Raw genomic sequence first — 16685 nt, 5'->3', positions numbered from 1 at the left:
CACCATCCCCAGCCCCACGCCGAGCACGGTCCCCGGTGCGCCGGTCCCGGTCGTGCTCGTCGACGATCACCACATGTTCCGTGCGGGCGTGCGAGCCAGCCTGGACGGACGGGTCGACATCGTCGGGGAGGCCGACAGCGTCGACGGCGCCGTCGAGGCGATCCGGGCGCTGCACCCGCCGGTCGTGCTCCTCGACGTGCACCTCCCCGGGGGCAACGGTGGCGGTGGGGCAGAGGTCATCACGCGCTGCTCGGACCTCCTGGGCTCGACGCGGTTCCTCGCGCTGTCGGTGTCCGACGCGGCCGAGGACGTCGTGGCCGTGATCCGTGCGGGCGCCCGGGGCTACGTGACCAAGGCGATCTCCGGACCGGACCTGGCGGGGGCCGTGGTGCAGGTCGCGAGCGGCGACGCGGTCTTCTCGCCGCGCCTCGCGGGCTTCGTGCTCGACGCGTTCGGCACGGGTCAGGCGGACGTGGCCGTGGCCGACGACGAGCTCGACCGTCTCTCGGCGCGGGAGCAGGAGGTCATGCGGCTCATCGCCCGCGGGTACGCCTACCGCGAGGTCGCCTCGGAGCTCTTCATCTCCGTCAAGACGGTCGAGACCCACGTCTCGTCGGTGCTGCGCAAGCTCCAGCTCTCCTCGCGGCACGAGCTCACGCGCTGGGCGGCCGCTCGACGGCTCCTGTAGGGCCGGGCGGGCCGGTCCCGGTGCCTCGCAGGCCGCGAGATGTCGCCGTATTGCCAGGTGAGAAGGAGGGTTCGCGCACCACGTCGGGGCGATAGCCTGGAGGCAGCCGGGTGAAGCCCTCCGGCCCGACGAAAAGGACCCTCCGCCGTGACGTACGTGATTGCTCAGCCTTGTGTGGACGTGAAGGACAAGGCGTGCATCGAGGAGTGTCCGGTGGACTGCATCTACGAGGGCAAGCGGTCGTTGTACATCCATCCCGACGAGTGCGTGGACTGTGGTGCGTGCGAGCCGGTGTGTCCGGTGGAGGCGATCTACTACGAGGACGACGTGCCCTCGGAGTGGAGCGACTACTACCGGGCGAACGTGGAGTTCTTCGATGATCTGGGGTCGCCGGGTGGTGCGGCGAAGATGGGCCTGATCGAGAAGGACGACCCGATGATCGCGGCCCTGTCCCCGCAGGCCTGAGCGGCGCGCGCCACACGCCACGCGCCACTCGCCACTCACCGCGCGGCGCAGGCCGGCTGTCGAGAACGTGCTGGGGGCCGTCATCCACCGGATGACGGCCCCCAGCACGTTCTCGGCCGTTCTCAGGCCTGCGGCTCGACCGGTCGAGGCTGTCAGCCGAGCCCGGCCGCCCGCCACGCCGGGCTCACCCGCACCACGTCGCCGATCACGGTCACGGCCGGCGCCCGGACTCCCGCGGCGGCGGCGACGTCGGCGATGGTCGCGAGCGTCCCGACGGTCGACCGCTGTCGCGGACCGTAGCCGTCCTCGACCACGGCGACGGGCGTCTCGGGCGAGCGGCCCGAGGCCACGAGCGCGGCGGCGGAGTCGCGCAGCCGCGAGACCCCCATGAGCAGGATGACGGTGTGGTCCGCGGCAGCGGGGACCTTGCCGATGTCCTCGTGCCCGGTCAGGACGGTGAAGCCACGGGACCAGCCACGATGCGTGACCGGGATCCCCACGGCTGCGGGCACCGAGACCGCGCTCGTCACACCGGGGACGACCTCGACGGGGATGCCGTGCTCCTCGCACGCGATGAGCTCCTCGCCCCCGCGGCCGAACACGTACGGGTCGCCACCCTTGAGTCGTACAACACGACGCCCGGCGAGCGCGTGCTCGACCAGCAGCGCGTTGATCTCCTCCTGCGGGACCGGGTGGAAGCCCGGGGTCTTGCCCACGTCGATCACGACGACGTCGTCCGCGAGCTCGTCGAGCAGCGCTCGTGGGCCCAGGCGATCGGTCACCACGACCTCGGCCTGCGCGAGCAGTCGCCGTCCTCGTGCGGTGATGAGCCCCGCGTCGCCGGGTCCGCCGCCCACGAGGGCAACCGTCCCGGTCCCGCCCGGAGCGGCGGGCCGGACCCGCCGCAGGGGCAGCTCGCCCGTCGCGAGCAGGGCGTCGATCGCGTCCCGCACGTGCTGGGCGCGGCGCGGGTCGCGGCCCGCGTTCACGGCGACGACGACCTCGGTCGCGGAGGTCGCGCCGGTGGCTGTGCCCCCGGTCGGGGGCTCGGCCGTCGTGCCGTCGCGATCCCCAACGGGGGAGACGTCGTCGACGGTCACCCGCGCCACCGCGGGCACCCACGCGGTCCCGGCCCCGGCGTCGCCCGCGCTCACGCAGAAGATGCGCAGCGACTCGGCCTCGGCCGCGACGTCGGCGTCGACCTCGGCAGACCCGGTCGCGGTGTGCACGAGCCACGCGCCGTCGAGGTCGCCCGGGCGGAACGCTCGCGCCTCCCACGTGACGACGGACCCGGCCGCACCGGGACCGTCGAGGGGCGCGGCGCCGTCGGGCGGAGGAACGGTGACCGACGCGGCGAGGTCCTCGCAGATCTCCGGTGCGACCACACGCACGTGCGCACCCGCGAGGACGAGCGACCGGGTGCGCCGTGCAGCGACCGGGCCGCCGCCCACCACGACGACGAGACGGCCCGCGATCCGCAGACCGAGGGGGTAGAGCTCAGGGTTCATGCGCCCATCATCGCCCGAAAGCGGCGGCGGCCAGCTCACGCCGGCGCAGCAGCCACCCCGAGCCCTTGCTGGTCGAGGTCTCCGGGGCCAGGCCCCGACGACGCAACATCGACTTCTCGACCGGGGCGAAGAACAGCAGCTCGATGACCATGCCGACCACGAGGATCAGCAGGATCGCGGTGAAGACGAGCGCCATGTCGGACAGCTCGCGCCCCTGCTGGAGGAACGCGCCCAGCCCGAACCCGATCCCGCCGCCGACCGCGATGATCTCCGCGGCCATGAGCGAGCGCCACGAGAACGCCCAGCCCTGCTTGAGGCCCGCGAGGTAGCCGGGGAAGGCCGCGGGCAGGATGACGTCCTTGATCATCTGGAACCGGCCCGCGCCCAGGACCTGACCCACGCGCCGGTACAGCGGCGGCACCTGGTCCACGCCCGACACGATCCCGTTGATGATCGAGGGCACCGCGCCCATGAGGATCACGAAGTACACCGTGGCGTCGGACAGCCCGAACCAGATGATGCCCGCAGGCACCCAGGCGACCGACGGCAGCACCTGCAGACCCGTGATGATGGGCCCGAACGACACGCGCACCCAGCGCACGCGTGCCACGAGGATGCCGAGCGGCGTGCCGATCGCGACGGCTGCGAGGAAGCCCAGCACACCGCGCTCGAGGCTCGTCCCGAGGGCCTGCCACAACGTGCCGCTCGCCGCGGCGCGCGTGACGGCCTCCCAGACCTGCTCGGGGCCGGGCAGGTTGTAGATGGGCTGGACCTCGAGCCACACGAGGGTCTGCCAGACGGCGAGCAGGATCGCGATCGCGAGGACCGGCGGGTAGACGGCCTGGACGGCCCTGGACCACCGGCTCGCGGTCGGTGCGACGGCCGTCTGGAGGGCGTCGAGGCCGGCCTCGATGTCGCCCACGTCCTTCGCGTGCCCGACGACGGAGCCCACCTCGGGCGAAGCGGTCGCGACGGCGTCGCGCGCCTCGGGCGAGGGGCCGGACGTACCGGGCGCGTCCGTGCCCGCCCGGGTCTCGTCGCGCGGCGGCAGGGTCTCGGCGGTCTTCGACGTCTCAGACGGCATGGCGGCGGATCTCCTCACGGAGGTCGTTGGTGATCTCGGTCGCGAGGCGCGACGCGGCGGCCGCCTCGATGCTGCGGTGCTCGTTCTCGCCGTACACGTCGACGTCCCACTCGCGCACGATGCGCCCAGGACGCGACGACATGAGCAGCACGCGCTGCCCGAGCCGCACGGCCTCGCGGACGTTGTGCGTGATGAAGACGATGGTGCGGCCCGTCTGCTCCCAGACACGCTCGAGCTCGTCGTGCAGCAGGTCGCGCGTGATCGCGTCGAGCGCCGCGAACGGCTCGTCCATGAGCAGGACGTCCCGCTCCTGGGCGAGCGAGCGGGCGAGCGCGACGCGCTGGCGCATGCCGCCCGAGAGCTCGTGGACGCGCTTGTCGCCCGAGCCGTCGAGGCGCACGAGCGCGAGAAGCTCGGCGGCCCGCTCGCGACGCTCGGTGCGGGGCACGCCACGGAACTTCAGGGCGAGCTCGATGTTGCGGCTCGCGGTGAGCCAGGGGAACAGTGCGGACTCCTGGAACATCAGGGCCGCACCGCCCCCGGCGACCTCCACGTCCCCCGTGGTCGGGCGCTCGAGACCCGCGACGATGTTGAGCAGCGTCGACTTGCCGCAGCCCGAGGCTCCGAGCAGGCAGACGAACTCGCCCTGCGCGATGTCCAGGTCGATGCCGTCGAGCACCGGGGCGCCCGTCGGGGAGAACCGCTTGGACACGCCGCGCAGGCGGACGCCGGTCGTGGGACCGGCCCCGTCGCTCGGGGCCGTTGCGTCTGCGCCGATCGGGGTGCCCGTACGGGCGGGGGACGTGGTGGTCATCGTGCTACTCCTTGCCGAGACCTGCGGCGGAGACGGTCGGCTGACCGGCCTCCGTCAGCACCTTGTTGAGCAGGCTCAGGTCGTAGATGCCGTTCAGGTCCGCCTCGGTGGTGGTCCCGGCGGTCACGCCGTCCTCGAGCAAGGTGTTGAGCGTGCCCGCGAGCGGGTCCGTCGTGAAGGTGATGTTGGTGAAGGCGCGGTCCAGGACCTCGTCCGACAGGGGCTTGCCGGCGATCTTCTCGATCTCGCCGTTGACGAGCGTCTTGGCCTCGTCCGGGTTGGCGTCGAGCCAGTCGATCGCCGCGACCTCGCCGCGCAGGAGCGCCTCGACCGTCTCCGGGTGCTCCTCGAGGAAGTCGGTGCGGACGATGAGGTGCGTCGTGAGGAACTGGCCGTCCTCCCACAGGTCCTTCTCGTCGACCAGGACGTGGGCGCCAGCGTCGAGCACCAGGCGCGAGGCCCAGGGCTCGGGCAGCCAGCCCCCGTCGAGCTCGCCGTTCTGGAACAGCGTGAGGGTCTGGGCGTTCTCGGTCGGGGTGACCGCGACGTCCCCGCCGCCCTGGATGTCGTTCTTCAGGCCGTTCTCGGTGAGCCAGGCGCGCAGCGCGACGTCCTGCGTGCCGCCGAGCTGGGGCGAGGCGATCTTGGTGCCCTTGAGGTCGGCGGCCGTGTCGATACCGTCGCGCACGACGAGCTGGGCCCCGCCCGACGTCGAGCCCGCGATGATGCGCACGGCCTCGCCGTTCGACTTCACGAAGTTGTTGATCGCGGGGTTGGGGCCGATGAACGTGGCGTCGATGGCCCCGGCGTTGAGGGCCTCGATCGCGGCGGGCCCGGCGTTGAAGACCTGGGTCGTCAGCTTGGTGTCGCCCAGCGCCTCCTCGAACTGGCCGCCCGCGACCCCGACGAGCGCGGGGGCGTGGGTGACGTTCGCGAAGTAGCCGAGGCGCAGCTCGTCGGCGGCCCCGGAGGACGCCGCGGGTGCGTCTGCGGCGTCGGAGGTGTCCGTGGAGCACGCGGCGAGCAGGAGCAGGGGAGCGACGGCGAGCGCGGCGACGACCGAGCGAGCCGTGGTGGAGCGGTGTCGCGGCGTGCCGGCTCGGGACGTGCGGGTCGGGCGGGACGACGGGTTCATGGAAGTTCCTTCTGGAGGGTCGGTGGGTGCCTGGCGGTGGACGTGTCGGGTCCCGGCAGCGCCGATCCATGCAGTACGCGATCCGAGGGCCCGGTGGTCCGGGCCCCGACCTGCGGTGGTCGGGTGGACCTCAGATCGCGTACTGCACGGGGCGCTGCGAAGGACATCGCACGGCCGCCAGGGCGTCTCCGACCATTCCTGCTGCGAGGGTGCCGCCGTCCTGACCGTCGATCAGGAGGAAGGCACCGGTGCGGCGCGAGGTGACGTACTCCTCGGCCGCGACGGGTGAGGCGAGGCGCAGCGTGACGCGCCCGATGTCGTTGAGCTCGAGCGCTTCCGCGGGCTCGAGCTCGGCGGTGTCGAGGTCCAGGCGCCCGACGACGTCGCGCACCACGGCCTGCACGGTGCGGGTCGTGTGCTTGAGCAGCACGCGCGTCCCGGGGCGCAGGGGCTTGTCGCTGAGCCAGGCGACGGTGCCCTCGACATCCTGCGTGACGTCGGGGGCGTCGGCCGCGGCCGCGATGAGGTCGCCGCGGGCGATGTCGATCTCGTCCGCGAGGCGGATCGTGACCGACTGCGGGGCGAAGGCCTCGGCGAGGGTGCCGTCGGCCGTGTCGATGCCCTCGACCGTGCTCTTCCTCCCGCTGGGCAGGACCACGACCTCGTCGCCCACGCGGACCACGCCCGAGGCGATCTGGCCCGCGTACCCGCGGTAGTCGCGGAACCGCTCCTCGAGCGCCGCGCCCTGGGGGCGCAGGACGACCTGGACGGGGAAGCGGAAGGCCTCGGTGTCGGGCGTCTCGGCCGCGGGGAGCTCCTCGAGCAGGTCGAGCAGGCTCGGCCCGTCGTACCAGGGTGTCTTGCCGTCGGGCCCGCCCGAGCGGTCGACGACGTTGACGCCCTCGAGCGCCGAGACGGGCAGCGTGAGGATGTGCGCGACGCCGAGCGAGGCCGCGGCCTCGCGGATCTGACCCGCGAGCTCCTCGTAGCGTTCCTGGCTGTAGTCGACGAGGTCGATCTTGTTGACGGCCACGATCACGTGCGGGACCCGCAGGAGGCTCGCGACGGCGAGGTGGCGGCGCGTCTGCTCCAGGAGGCCCTTGCGGGCGTCGATGAGCAGCACGACGACGTCGGCCGTCGACGCGCCCGTGACGGTGTTGCGCGTGTACTGCACGTGCCCGGGGCAGTCGGCCAGGATGAACGAGCGCCTGGCGGTCGCGAAGTAGCGGTAGGCGACGTCGATCGTGATGCCCTGCTCGCGCTCGGCGCGCAGGCCGTCGGTCAGCAGTGCGAGGTCGGCCGTCGCGAGGCCACGGTCGCGCGAGACGCGCTCGACGGCGTCGAGCTGGTCCGCGAGGACGGACTTGGAGTCGAACAGCAGGCGGCCGACGAGCGTCGACTTCCCGTCGTCGACGGATCCGGCGGTCGCGAGGCGCAGCAGCGTGCTCGTGGGGAGCACGGGCGACTCGTCCGTGGTCTCGGTGGGCACGGCGCCCTCGGCGGGCAGCGGGTGCGTGGTGGCGGCGCTCATCAGAAGTACCCCTCCTTCTTGCGGTCTTCCATGGCGGCTTCGGAGATCCGGTCGTCGGCGCGCGTCGCGCCGCGCTCGGTGATGCGGGTCGCAGCGACCTCGGTGATGACGTCGTCGACCGTGTAGGAGTCAGATTCCACGGCGCCCGTGCACGACATGTCGCCCACGGTCCGGTAGCGCACGGTCTCGGTGCGCACGTCCGCGCGCTCGGCGTCGTTGCGGGGCTGGGAGTACGGTCCGACGGCGAGGAGCATGCCGTCGCGCTCGAAGACCTCGCGCTCGTGCGCGTAGTAGAGGCTGGGCAGGTCGATCTTCTCGGCCGCGATGTAGCGCCAGATGTCGAGCTCGGTCCAGTTGCTCAGGGGGAACGCGCGGACGTGCTCGCCCGGGCGGTGGCGGCCGTTGTACAGGTTCCACAGCTCGGGGCGCTGGTTGCGCGGGTCCCACTGGCCGAACTCGTCGCGCAGCGAGATGACGCGCTCCTTGGCGCGGGCCTTCTCCTCGTCGCGGCGGCCGCCGCCGAACACGGCGTCGAACTTGTGCCCCGTGATGGCGTCGAGCAGGGGCTGGGTCTGGAGCGGGTTGCGTGTGCCGTCGGCACGTTCGAGCAGGCGGCCGTCGTCGAGGTAGTCCTGGACGCTCGCGACCTCGAGGCGGGCGCCGAGGCGCTCGACCGTGGCGTCGCGGTACGCGAGGACCTCGGGGAAGTTGTGGCCCGTGTCGACGTGCAGCAGCGGGAACGGCACGGGGGCCGGCCAGAACGCCTTGGTCGCCAGGTGCAGCATGACGACCGAGTCCTTGCCGCCGCTGAACAGCAGGACGGGGCGCTCGAACTCCGCGACGACCTCGCGGATGATGTGGATGGCCTCCGACTCGAGGGACTCGAGCTGGGTCAGGCGGTAGGTGGGTGCGGACTCGGTGGTCTCCGTGGGGGAGGCCGGTGGGGCGAGGGGGGCGGTCAAGGCGTCGCTCTTCTCGTCGGGGTGCGTGGGGTGGTCGGTCGGCACGTCGGTGGGCACCGTCTGGTGGTGCCCGGTCACGGCGCTCATACGTGGAGCCCGCACTCGGTCTTGTCGAGCCCGGCCCAGCGCCCTGCGCGCGGGTCCTCGCCGGGGGCGACGCGGCGCGTGCAGGGCGCGCAGCCGATCGAGGGGTACCCGTCGTTGAGGAGGGGGTTGAGGACGACCTGGTGGTCGGCGGCGTAGCCGAGCAGGTCGTCGAAGGACCAGGCGGCGAGCGGGTTGATCTTGACCAGCCCGTTCTTCTCGTCCCAGGTCACGAGCGGGGTGTGGGTGCGGGTCGGGGCCTCGTCCCGGCGCACGCCCGTGACCCAGACCTCGTACCCGCCGAGCGTGCGGGTCAGGGGCTCGACCTTGCGCATCGCGCAGCACGCGGCGGGGTCGCGCGACCACAGGTCCTTGCCGTGCGCCGCGTCCTGCTGGGCCACGGTGAGCTGCGGCAGGACGTCGACGATCGTGACCTCCATCTGCTGCTCGACGGCGTCGCGCGTGCCCGAGGTCTCGGGGAAGTGGTAGCCGGTCTCGAGGAACAGGACGTCGACCCAGGGGGCCTGGCGCGCGACGACGTGCGGCAGGACCGCGTCGGCCATCGAGCACGCGACGGCGATCGAGTCGCCGAACTCGCGCACGGCCCACGCGACGACCTGCTCGGCGGTCGCCTCGTCTGCCGCCCCCAGGCCCGAGCCGTGCAGCTCGGCCTGGCCGCGCTCGACGATCGCGCGCAGCTCGTCGGCCGACCGCTGGGGGCGGGCGTTCTCGGCGCGCCGGGCCGCGTGCGCGGCCTTGGACGCGGCGCGCGCCTCGGTGCGGGCCCTGGCGGCCGCGCGCAGGGCGGCCAGCGGGTCGCTGCCGGTCGCTGTGCCCCCGGTGCCCGACGGCGCCGCTCCGGCAGGGTGCGCGGACCCGCCCGGGTTCGTGGTCGTCCCGCTCATCGCAGCGACTCCTCGTCCGCGCGGTGCGCCCACTGGGCGAAGCTCTCCTCGCCCTCCTTCTCCTTCTCGAACTGGCGCACGACGCGCTCGACGTACTCGGGCAGGTCGTCGTTGGTGACCTTGAGGCCGCGCACGGTGCGGCCGAGTCCGGCCTCCGCGCGGTCGTCCGAGGTCAGGCCGCCGCCCAGGTGGACCTGGAAGCCGGGGACCTGGTTGCCGTCGTCGTCCATCACGAGCTGACCCTTGAGGCCGATGTCCGCGGTCTGGATGCGGGCGCACGAGTTGGGGCAGCCGTTGATGTGCAGCGAGAGCGGCTTCATCGCGGAGAGGTCGCCGAGACGCTTCTCGAGGTCGTCGATCGCACGGCTCGCCGCTGCCTTGGTCTCGACGATCGCGAGCTTGCAGTACTCGATGCCCGTGCAGGCGATGGTGCTGCGGCGGAACGGGCTCGGGTTCGCGTCGAGCCCGTGCTCCTTGAGTCCCGACACGACGCGTTCGAGGTGCTCGTCGGGGACGTCGAGCACGAGCAGCTTCTGGTGCGGGGTGAAGCGCACGCGGTGCGACCCGGCGGACTCCGCGAGGTCGGCGACGGCCGCGAGGATGCTGCCCGAGACACGTCCGACGTAGGGGGCGGCGCCGACGTAGTTGAGGCCGTCCTTCTGCTTGTGCACGCCGATGTGGTCGCCCGGCTGGTTCGGCTGCGGGGCGGGCGGGCCGTCGGGGAGCGCGAAGCCGAGGTACTCGGTCTCGAGGACCTCGCGGAACTTCGCGGGTCCCCAGTCGGCGAGCAGGAACTTCAGGCGGGCCTTGTTGCGCAGCCGGCGGTAGCCGTAGTCGCGGAAGATCTGGACGACCCCGTGCCACACGTCGGCCACCTGCTCCTCGGTGACGAACGCGCCGAGGCGCTCGCCGAGCCGGGGGTTGGCGGACAGGCCCCCGCCGACCCACAGGTCGAAGCCGACTCCGAGCTCGGGGTGCTCGAGCGCGACGAAGCCCACGTCGTTGATCTCGTGGACCACGTCCTGGGACGGGTGGCCCGTCACGGCGGTCTTGAACTTGCGGGGCAGGTTCGCGAGCTCGGGGACGCCGATGTACTTGTCGGTGATCTCCTTGATGACCCGCGCGGGGTCGATCAGCTCGTCCGCGGCGATCCCGGCGACCGGGCTGCCCAGGACGACGCGCGGGACGTCGCCGCACGCCTCCGTGGTCTGCAGGCCGACCGACTCGAGCCGGCGCCAGATCTCGGGCACGTCCTCGACCTCGACCCAGTGGAGCTGGATGTTCTGGCGGTCCGTGATGTCGGCGCTGTCGCGGCCGAAGTCGCGCGAGATGTCCGCGATGACGCGCAGCTGCTCGGTCGTGACCGCGCCGCCGTCGATGCGCACGCGGAGCATGAAGTACTTGTCCTCGAGCTCGTGCGGCTCGAGCGCCGCGGTGCGCCCGCCGTCGATCCCGGGCTTGCGCTGCGTGTACAGGCCCCACCAGCGGAAGCGACCGTGCAGGTCGTCGCCCGTGATCGAGTCGAAGCCCTCGCGGGAGTAGACGTCCTCGATGCGCTGACGCACCGAGAGCCCACCGTCCTCCTGCTTCCACTTCTCGTTGCCGTTGAGCGGCTCCTTGCCGTCGACGGCCCACTGGCCGTTGGGCCGGGCCACGCGCGCGGGGCGGGCCGGACGCTCGGGGCGGGCGGCGGCGTCGGGCGGCGTGGTGGGGGCACCAGTGGGTGCGGTGGTGCTGCTGCCTGCCGGCTGACCGGCGACCGGGGTCGCGTCAGTGGCGGTGTTCGGCGGCGTCATCGTGCTCCTCGTGGGGGGACGTGGGCACGCGGACCGAAGGACTCAGCAGGGAACGAGGGGGCTGAGGGCCGACCACGCGCGCCCTTGGCTCAGGAAGATGGCGAGCGGTCGGCGAGGACGGCTCGGGCTGAGTCAGGCGCGGGTCAACAACAACAGCAGAAGCTGTTGCGGGCGCAGGCCGTCGACTCGTGACGTGCCGTCACGAGGAGGAGGTGCGCTGCCGTGGTCATGGCGGGAACGCTACAGAGACAGCGGGTGAATGAACACCCCCTGTCCGCATGGTGGATGGGTGTCTCAGACTTCGGCGCTCCTCGAGGGGGGAGGGAGAGGGGTGGGTGAGCAGCGCCACGCCGATCTTTTTCCGACAGCAGCGTCAGCAAACTAGGATGTCACCATGGAAATCGTCTACAACGTGTTCGCGGTCCTGCACTTCGTCGGCTGGGCCATCGTCCTCGGCGGCTACTTCGTGTCGCTCAAGTCCGCCGCGCTCAACAAGGGCGTCTTCCACGGTGCCGCGACGGCTGCCGTCGCGGGCATCCTCATGGTGGGCGTCGCTGAGATGAGCGGCATGTGGGACGACGGCGGCCCCAGCATGATGAAGATCGGCATCAAGCTCGTCATCGCCGTGATCATCGCGGTCCTCGCGTTCATCGGCGTGCGCCAGGGCGACAAGATCTCGCCCGCGCTCAAGCACTCGATCGGCGGCCTCACGCTGGTCAACATCATCGTGGCCGTCTTCGTCTGACGCGCGGCCCGCGCAACCCGGCCCCCGCATCGCACCGGTCTGCCTGCCGGTGCCGACCGTCGGGTGAGGTTCGCGTAGATTGACGAGCTCCCCGCACCCTCCAGGGTGCGGGGAGCTCTGTCGTTCCGGCTCTGTCGTCGAGGAAGTGGGTGCGCGCGCGTGAGCGTCGTGGGAGAGGTCGTCGTCGGCCTGGTGATCCTGGTCGGGCTGGCCGGGATCGTGGTGCAGGTCCTGCCGGGCAACACGCTCGTGGGCGGGGCGATCCTGGTGTGGGCGATCATGACGGGCGGGACCGGGGCGTGGGTCTGCTTCGCGGTCGCCGCCACGTTCATCGTCGCCGCCGAGGCGAGCCAGCTCCTGCTGGCGGGGCGGCACATGCGTCGGGCCGACGTCCCGTGGTCGACGCTCGCCTGGGGCGGGCTCGCGGGCGTGGTCGGGTTCTTCGTCATCCCCGTGGTCGGCCTGTTCGTCGGCTTCGTGGGCGCGATCTTCGTGGCCGAGCTCATCCGCCGACGTGACCGTCGTGCGGCCTGGCGGGCGACCGTCGCCGCGCTGCAGGCCACGGGCATCACGATCCTGGTCCAGCTCCTGGGCGGGCTGCTCGCGGCCGCGACGTGGGGCGTGGGCCTGGCGGTCACGTGACCCACCCCGCCCCGCCCCCGCCCCGGTGGCCGGTGTCGAGAACGGGGCTGAGGTCGTTCTGCGCGCCGGAACGGCCTCAAGTCCGTTCTCGACGAGACCGATCGGGGGCTGTCAGCCCTCGATCCGTGACCGCAGGCGGTGCTCCAGGCCGACGCGCACGGTCGGCCACTCGGCGGCCGTGATCGAGTAGACGACCGTGTCGCGCAGCGTGCCGTCGTACCCGATCTTCTGGCTGCGCAGCACCCCGTCGAGCTTGGCGCCCAGGCCCTCGATCGCCGCGCGGGACTGCCGGTTGTGGAAGTGCGTGCGGAACTCGACCGCGATCGCGTCGAGGTCGTCGAACGCGTGCGTGAGCAGCAGCAGCTTCGCGGCAGGGTTCACACCCGTTCCCTGGGCACTGACCCGGGTCCAGGTGAAGCCGATCTCGACGTGACGGTTGAGCGGGTCGATCGCGAGGAACGTCGTGATGCCGACGACCTGGTCGTCGGCGTTGCGGATCACGACCCACGGGTTGGCGGTCCCGGCCTCGCGGGCCGCGATCTTGTCCCGGATGTACTGCGCCATCTCTTCGGGGGCGGGCACCGAGGTGTACCAGGCGTTCCACAGCTCGCCGTCGCGCACGGCCTCGACGAGCGCGTCGTGGTGGTCCGGCTGCAGCGGGACGAGGCGCACGAGGCGGCCGGTCAGGGTCACGGGGTCGGCAAAGGCGTTCACGCCTCCGACACTATCCGCCGCCGGGCGAGATCGTCCGGGAGTTCTGATCGTGGTCGCCGGGTGGCCGGGTGCCGAGAACGGGATGGCGGCCGTCCGGGCCCGCGGAACGACCGCAACCCCGTGCTCGGCGGCGCCGGCAGCACCCGGGCCGCCCGGACGGGTTCAGCCCACCGAGATCTCCGTCACGTAGAGCACGTTGCCGTCGAGGTCGCGCATCGAGAACATGGGCGGGACGCCGTCCCAGCGCAGCAGCTCCTCGACGCGCACCCCCCGGTCGCCGAGGGTCGCGTGGTCGGCGGCCGCGTCGGAGGTCGCGAGGCGGATGCCCGTGTCGGCCCCGGCCTCCTGCCCCTGCCCTTCCTGGACGAGCGCGACCGAGACCGTCGCACCGGGCGGGGCGACCTCGATCCAGCGGAATCCCTCCTGGAGGTCGCCGTCCATGCGGACCTCGAAGCCCAGGGTGTCGCGGTAGAACGCCAGGGCGGCGTCCTGGTCGCGCACCGGGACCGCGACCGTGTGCAGGCCCGTGAAGTGTGTCGTCGCCATGATTCCTCCTTCGCAGCGGGGCGCCCTCGACGGAGGGCGTCGTGGGGAGGACCGCGGCGGGGGAGCGAAGTCATCGGTCGAGCCCGTGTCCGGTGGTCCCCGGGAGCCCCGAGGTCCCGAGGGTCCCGGAGGTCCCGCGCGCCCCGTGCGCTCGTGGGACGAGTGTCGATGCGGGCAGTGGATGCGGGGAGTGTCGGTGCGCACGCCTAGGCTGGGAGGGCTATGACATCGCTCTTCGAGAACCTGCCGCTGCCCGGATTCGACCTCGCGTCCCTCGGGGACTCGTCGCGCCTGCCGACCACCGCGCCGCGGTGGGACGAGGCGCCCGACGGCGGAGGTTCCGGCCGCGCGCCGGCGCGCCGCGGTCCCGGCTCGTCCCAGCCTGCCGGGTCGGACGGGCACGACGAGGACGGCCACCGCGCGGGTGGGTTCTCGCACATCGACCCGGACGCGCTGCTCGACGGGATGAACCCGCAGCAACGTGAGGCCGTGGTGCACGCGGGCAGCCCGCTGCTCATCGTGGCGGGTGCGGGTTCGGGCAAGACCCGGGTCCTGACGCACCGCATCGCGTACCTGCTCGCGACGGGCCGGGCGCGGCCGGGCGAGATCCTCGCGATCACCTTCACCAACAAGGCCGCCGCCGAGATGCGTGAGCGCGTCGAGTCGCTCATCGGCCCCGCGGCCCGGTACATGTGGGTCTCGACGTTCCACTCGGCGTGCGTGCGGATCCTGCGCAAGGAGGCCGCGGCTCTCGGTCTCAAGTCGAGCTTCTCGATCTACGACGCGGCCGACTCGCAGCGGCTCATCACGCTCGTGAGCCGCGAGCTCAACCTGGACGTGAAGAAGTACCCGGCGCGGACGCTGTCGAACAAGATCTCGGACCTCAAGAACGAGCTGATCGACCCCGAGCGCTACGCACGGGAGAGCGGTGCGTCCGCTGCGGACGGCGCACAAGGTGCCGGGGGTCCGGCCAACGCGTTCGACCAGGTCCTCTCGGACGTCTACACGCGCTACCAGGCCCGCCTCGCGCAGGCTCACGCGCTCGACTTCGACGACATCATCATGACCACGGTCAACCTCCTCCAGGCCTTCCCGGCCGTGGCCGAGCACTACCGCCGCCGGTTCCGGCACGTCCTGGTCGACGAGTACCAGGACACCAACCACGCGCAGTACGTCCTGGTCCGCGAGCTCGCGGGTGCGGAGTCCCCGGCGGCGGAGAACGAGGACGGCACGTGGGCGCCGGGTGTCGTCCCGCCCGGGGAGCTGACCGTGGTGGGCGACGCCGACCAGTCGATCTACGCGTTCCGTGGTGCGACGATCCGCAACATCCTCGAGTTCGAGGCCGACTACCCGAACGCCCGGACCATCCTGCTCGAGCAGAACTACCGCTCGACGCAGAACATCCTCTCGGCCGCGAACGCCGTGATCTCGCGCAACATCGACCGCAAGCCCAAGCGCCTGTGGACGGACGCGGGCGCGGGCGTCAAGATCATCGGCTACGTCGCGGACAACGAGCACGAGGAGGCGCGCTTCATCGCCGAGGAGATCGACCGCCTCGGGGACTCGGACGGCGTGCGCCCGGGCGACGTCGCGATCTTCTACCGGACCAACGCCCAGTCCCGCGCGCTCGAGGAGGTGCTGATCCGCGTCGGCCTGCCGTACAAGGTCGTCGGTGGCACGCGCTTCTACGAGCGTCGTGAGATCAAGGACGCGATCGCCTACCTGCGCGCCGTCGCGAACCCGGACGACGACGTGAACCTGCGCCGCATCCTCAACGTGCCCAAGCGTGGGCTCGGCGACCGCGCCGAGGCCCTCGTCGCGGCGTTCGCCGAGCGCGAGCGCATCTCGTTCGCCGCATCCCTCGACCGCGCCGAGGAGATCCCGGGCATGACGACCCGGACACTGAACCCGCTGCGCTCGTTCCGCGAGCTGTTCCACGGGCTCCTCGATCTGTACGCGACGGGGGCGACGCCCGCGGAGATCCTGGGCGCCGTCCTCGACCGCTCGGGCTACCTCGCCGAGCTGCGGGGCAGCGACGACCCGCAGGACGGTTCGCGCGTCGAGAACCTCGCCGAGCTGCACGCGGTGGCGAGCGAGTTCACCGAGCTCGAGCCCGAGGGGACCCTCACGGACTTCCTGGAGCGGGTCTCGCTCGTCGCGGACTCGGACCAGATCCCGTCGAGCGACGACGAGGGGCACGAGGGCAAGCCCGTGGTCGACCCCGGCGTCGTGACGCTCATGACGCTGCACACGGCCAAGGGTCTCGAGTTCCCCGTGGTGTTCCTCAGCGGCATGGAGGACGGCACGTTCCCGCACATGCGCTCGCTGCACGACGAGAGCGAGCTCGCCGAGGAGCGACGCCTCGCCTACGTGGGCATCACGCGCGCCCGGGAGCGGCTCTACATCTCGCGCTCCGCGGTGCGCTCGGCGTGGGGCATGGCCAACGAGTTCCCGCCCAGCCGGTTCCTCGACGAGATCCCCGAGGACCTGTGGGACTGGCGTCGCAAGGAGTCGTCCATGGCGACCCTGCGCGGTCCGGGCGGCTACACGGGCGGGTGGGGCTCGTCGTCGGGCGGCTCGCGGGGCGGGTCGGGCTCGGGTGCGGGCGGGTACGGCTCGGGTGGCTCGCGCAACGGCCAGGTCCGCACGCGCTCGGTCACGCCCAACCCGGACGGGCCCAAGTTCGGCTCGGCGACCCCGCGCAAGGAGGGGGACATCCCCTCGCTCGCGATCGGCGACAAGGTCACGCACGACGCCTACGGGCTCGGCACGGTCGTCGCGGTCGAGGGCGCGGGCACGAACGCGGTCGCCAAGATCGACTTCGGGGCCGACGGCACCAAGCGCCTCCTGCTGCGCTTCTCGCCCGTCACCAAGCTCTAGAGGCCGGACGGCGGCCCGCGCGTCAGGTCGTCGGCTCACCCGCGCCGGGTGATCGGCACGGGAGCCCCGACGGCGTGCGCGGGCGTGCTCGACGACCTGCCGAGCCCGTCCCCGGGGCCACGCGCCCGCCCGGGGTGAGCGGCGTCGTCGGGCAGGTCAGGGCCCCGATCCCGGCGGAGCCCACCC

The 16685-nt window shown here is 72.2% G+C and carries 15 protein-coding genes; 5 read left to right on the top strand and 10 right to left on the bottom strand.

Going from position 1 to position 16685, the window contains the following annotated elements:
- Positions 1-4 precede the first annotated feature (4 nt).
- Complete coding sequence (locus JOD49_RS05820) at positions 5-688, top strand: LuxR C-terminal-related transcriptional regulator (RefSeq protein WP_205308836.1); 684 nt, start codon at positions 5-7, stop codon at positions 686-688.
- Positions 689-835: 147 nt separating this feature from the next.
- Entirely contained in the window at positions 836-1153 is a 318-nt protein-coding gene (fdxA, locus tag JOD49_RS05815) for a ferredoxin (protein WP_205306357.1), read from the top strand.
- A 152-nt stretch (positions 1154-1305) separates the two neighbouring features.
- On the opposite strand, the gene cobA is transcribed toward fdxA, so the two are convergent.
- The 8 genes from cobA to JOD49_RS05775 all read right to left on the bottom strand — a co-directional run bounded on the left by cobA (position 1306) and on the right by JOD49_RS05775 (position 10972).
- Positions 1306-2661, bottom strand: a complete 1356-nt coding sequence (gene cobA, locus JOD49_RS05810; RefSeq protein ID WP_205306356.1) for a uroporphyrinogen-III C-methyltransferase — start codon at positions 2659-2661, stop codon at positions 1306-1308.
- A gap of 7 nt (positions 2662-2668) precedes the next feature.
- Positions 2669-3745 (bottom strand): ABC transporter permease, encoded by a 1077-nt coding sequence (locus tag JOD49_RS05805; RefSeq protein ID WP_205306355.1) that lies wholly within the window; start codon positions 3743-3745, stop codon positions 2669-2671.
- On the bottom strand, positions 3735-4559 hold the full coding sequence (locus tag JOD49_RS05800) for an ABC transporter ATP-binding protein (RefSeq protein ID WP_205306354.1): 825 nt from the start codon (positions 4557-4559) through the stop codon (positions 3735-3737). The genes JOD49_RS05805 and JOD49_RS05800 overlap by 11 nt, the downstream gene beginning before the upstream one ends.
- A gap of 4 nt (positions 4560-4563) precedes the next feature.
- Positions 4564-5694, bottom strand: coding sequence for an ABC transporter substrate-binding protein (locus tag JOD49_RS05795; RefSeq protein ID WP_205306353.1), 1131 nt, complete (start codon positions 5692-5694; stop codon positions 4564-4566).
- 130 nt (positions 5695-5824) lie between these two features.
- Positions 5825-7225, bottom strand: coding sequence for a sulfate adenylyltransferase subunit 1 (locus tag JOD49_RS05790; protein ID WP_205306352.1), 1401 nt, complete (start codon positions 7223-7225; stop codon positions 5825-5827).
- Positions 7225-8274, bottom strand: coding sequence for a sulfate adenylyltransferase subunit CysD (gene cysD / locus JOD49_RS05785; RefSeq protein WP_205306351.1), 1050 nt, complete (start codon positions 8272-8274; stop codon positions 7225-7227). Before cysD ends, JOD49_RS05790 begins: the two co-directional genes overlap by 1 nt.
- Positions 8271-9176 carry a phosphoadenylyl-sulfate reductase gene (locus JOD49_RS05780; RefSeq protein ID WP_205306350.1) on the bottom strand — a complete coding sequence of 302 codons (906 nt, stop codon included), beginning with the start codon at positions 9174-9176 and terminating at the stop codon, positions 8271-8273. Before JOD49_RS05780 ends, cysD begins: the two co-directional genes overlap by 4 nt.
- The gene (locus JOD49_RS05775) at positions 9173-10972 is read right to left on the bottom strand and encodes a nitrite/sulfite reductase (RefSeq protein WP_205306349.1); all 1800 of its coding nucleotides are present in this window, start codon (positions 10970-10972) and stop codon (positions 9173-9175) included. Before JOD49_RS05775 ends, JOD49_RS05780 begins: the two co-directional genes overlap by 4 nt.
- Before the next feature lie 394 nt (positions 10973-11366).
- Here JOD49_RS05775 and JOD49_RS05770 point away from each other — a divergent pair, with 394 nt between their 5' ends.
- Together JOD49_RS05770 and JOD49_RS05765 are read left to right on the top strand one after the other, a co-directional pair.
- Positions 11367-11717, top strand: coding sequence for a hypothetical protein (locus tag JOD49_RS05770; RefSeq protein WP_138825406.1), 351 nt, complete (start codon positions 11367-11369; stop codon positions 11715-11717).
- 159 nt (positions 11718-11876) lie between these two features.
- A complete protein-coding gene (locus tag JOD49_RS05765) occupies positions 11877-12359 on the top strand; it encodes a DUF456 domain-containing protein (protein WP_205306348.1) in 483 nt (160 codons plus the stop codon).
- A 111-nt stretch (positions 12360-12470) separates the two neighbouring features.
- Here the strand turns inward: JOD49_RS05765 and JOD49_RS05760 are convergent, their stop codons facing one another.
- Positions 12471-13073 (bottom strand): GNAT family N-acetyltransferase, encoded by a 603-nt coding sequence (locus tag JOD49_RS05760; RefSeq protein WP_205306347.1) that lies wholly within the window; start codon positions 13071-13073, stop codon positions 12471-12473.
- 162 nt (positions 13074-13235) lie between these two features.
- Entirely contained in the window at positions 13236-13619 is a 384-nt protein-coding gene (locus JOD49_RS05755; protein WP_205306346.1) for a VOC family protein, read from the bottom strand.
- A gap of 222 nt (positions 13620-13841) precedes the next feature.
- On the opposite strand from JOD49_RS05755, the gene pcrA reads away from it, so the two are divergent.
- The gene (pcrA, locus tag JOD49_RS05750) at positions 13842-16499 is read left to right on the top strand and encodes a DNA helicase PcrA (protein WP_205306345.1); all 2658 of its coding nucleotides are present in this window, start codon (positions 13842-13844) and stop codon (positions 16497-16499) included.
- Positions 16500-16685 lie beyond the last annotated feature (186 nt).

Source organism: Oerskovia jenensis, assembly GCF_016907235.1.
GTDB lineage: Bacteria > Actinomycetota > Actinomycetes > Actinomycetales > Cellulomonadaceae > Oerskovia > Oerskovia jenensis.
Note: the sequence above shows the minus strand (reverse complement) of the source record. Positions and strands in the feature narration are given on the sequence as shown.

Bases quoted from the DNA above. Each gene is read 5' to 3' on its own strand.
- cobA (WP_205306356.1), bottom strand. From the start codon at position 2,661: ATGAACCCTGAGCTCTACCCCCTCGGTCTGCGGATCGCGGGCCGTCTC.
- JOD49_RS05805 (WP_205306355.1), bottom strand. From the start codon at position 3,745: ATGCCGTCTGAGACGTCGAAGACCGCCGAGACCCTGCCGCCGCGCGAC.
- JOD49_RS05800 (WP_205306354.1), bottom strand. From the start codon at position 4,559: ATGACCACCACGTCCCCCGCCCGTACGGGCACCCCGATCGGCGCAGAC.
- JOD49_RS05795 (WP_205306353.1), bottom strand. From the start codon at position 5,694: ATGAACCCGTCGTCCCGCCCGACCCGCACGTCCCGAGCCGGCACGCCG.
- JOD49_RS05790 (WP_205306352.1), bottom strand. From the start codon at position 7,225: ATGAGCGCCGCCACCACGCACCCGCTGCCCGCCGAGGGCGCCGTGCCC.
- cysD (WP_205306351.1), bottom strand. From the start codon at position 8,274: ATGAGCGCCGTGACCGGGCACCACCAGACGGTGCCCACCGACGTGCCG.
- JOD49_RS05780 (WP_205306350.1), bottom strand. From the start codon at position 9,176: ATGAGCGGGACGACCACGAACCCGGGCGGGTCCGCGCACCCTGCCGGA.
- JOD49_RS05775 (WP_205306349.1), bottom strand. From the start codon at position 10,972: ATGACGCCGCCGAACACCGCCACTGACGCGACCCCGGTCGCCGGTCAG.
- JOD49_RS05770 (WP_138825406.1), top strand. From the start codon at position 11,367: ATGGAAATCGTCTACAACGTGTTCGCGGTCCTGCACTTCGTCGGCTGG.
- JOD49_RS05755 (WP_205306346.1), bottom strand. From the start codon at position 13,619: ATGGCGACGACACACTTCACGGGCCTGCACACGGTCGCGGTCCCGGTG.
- pcrA (WP_205306345.1), top strand. From the start codon at position 13,842: ATGACATCGCTCTTCGAGAACCTGCCGCTGCCCGGATTCGACCTCGCG.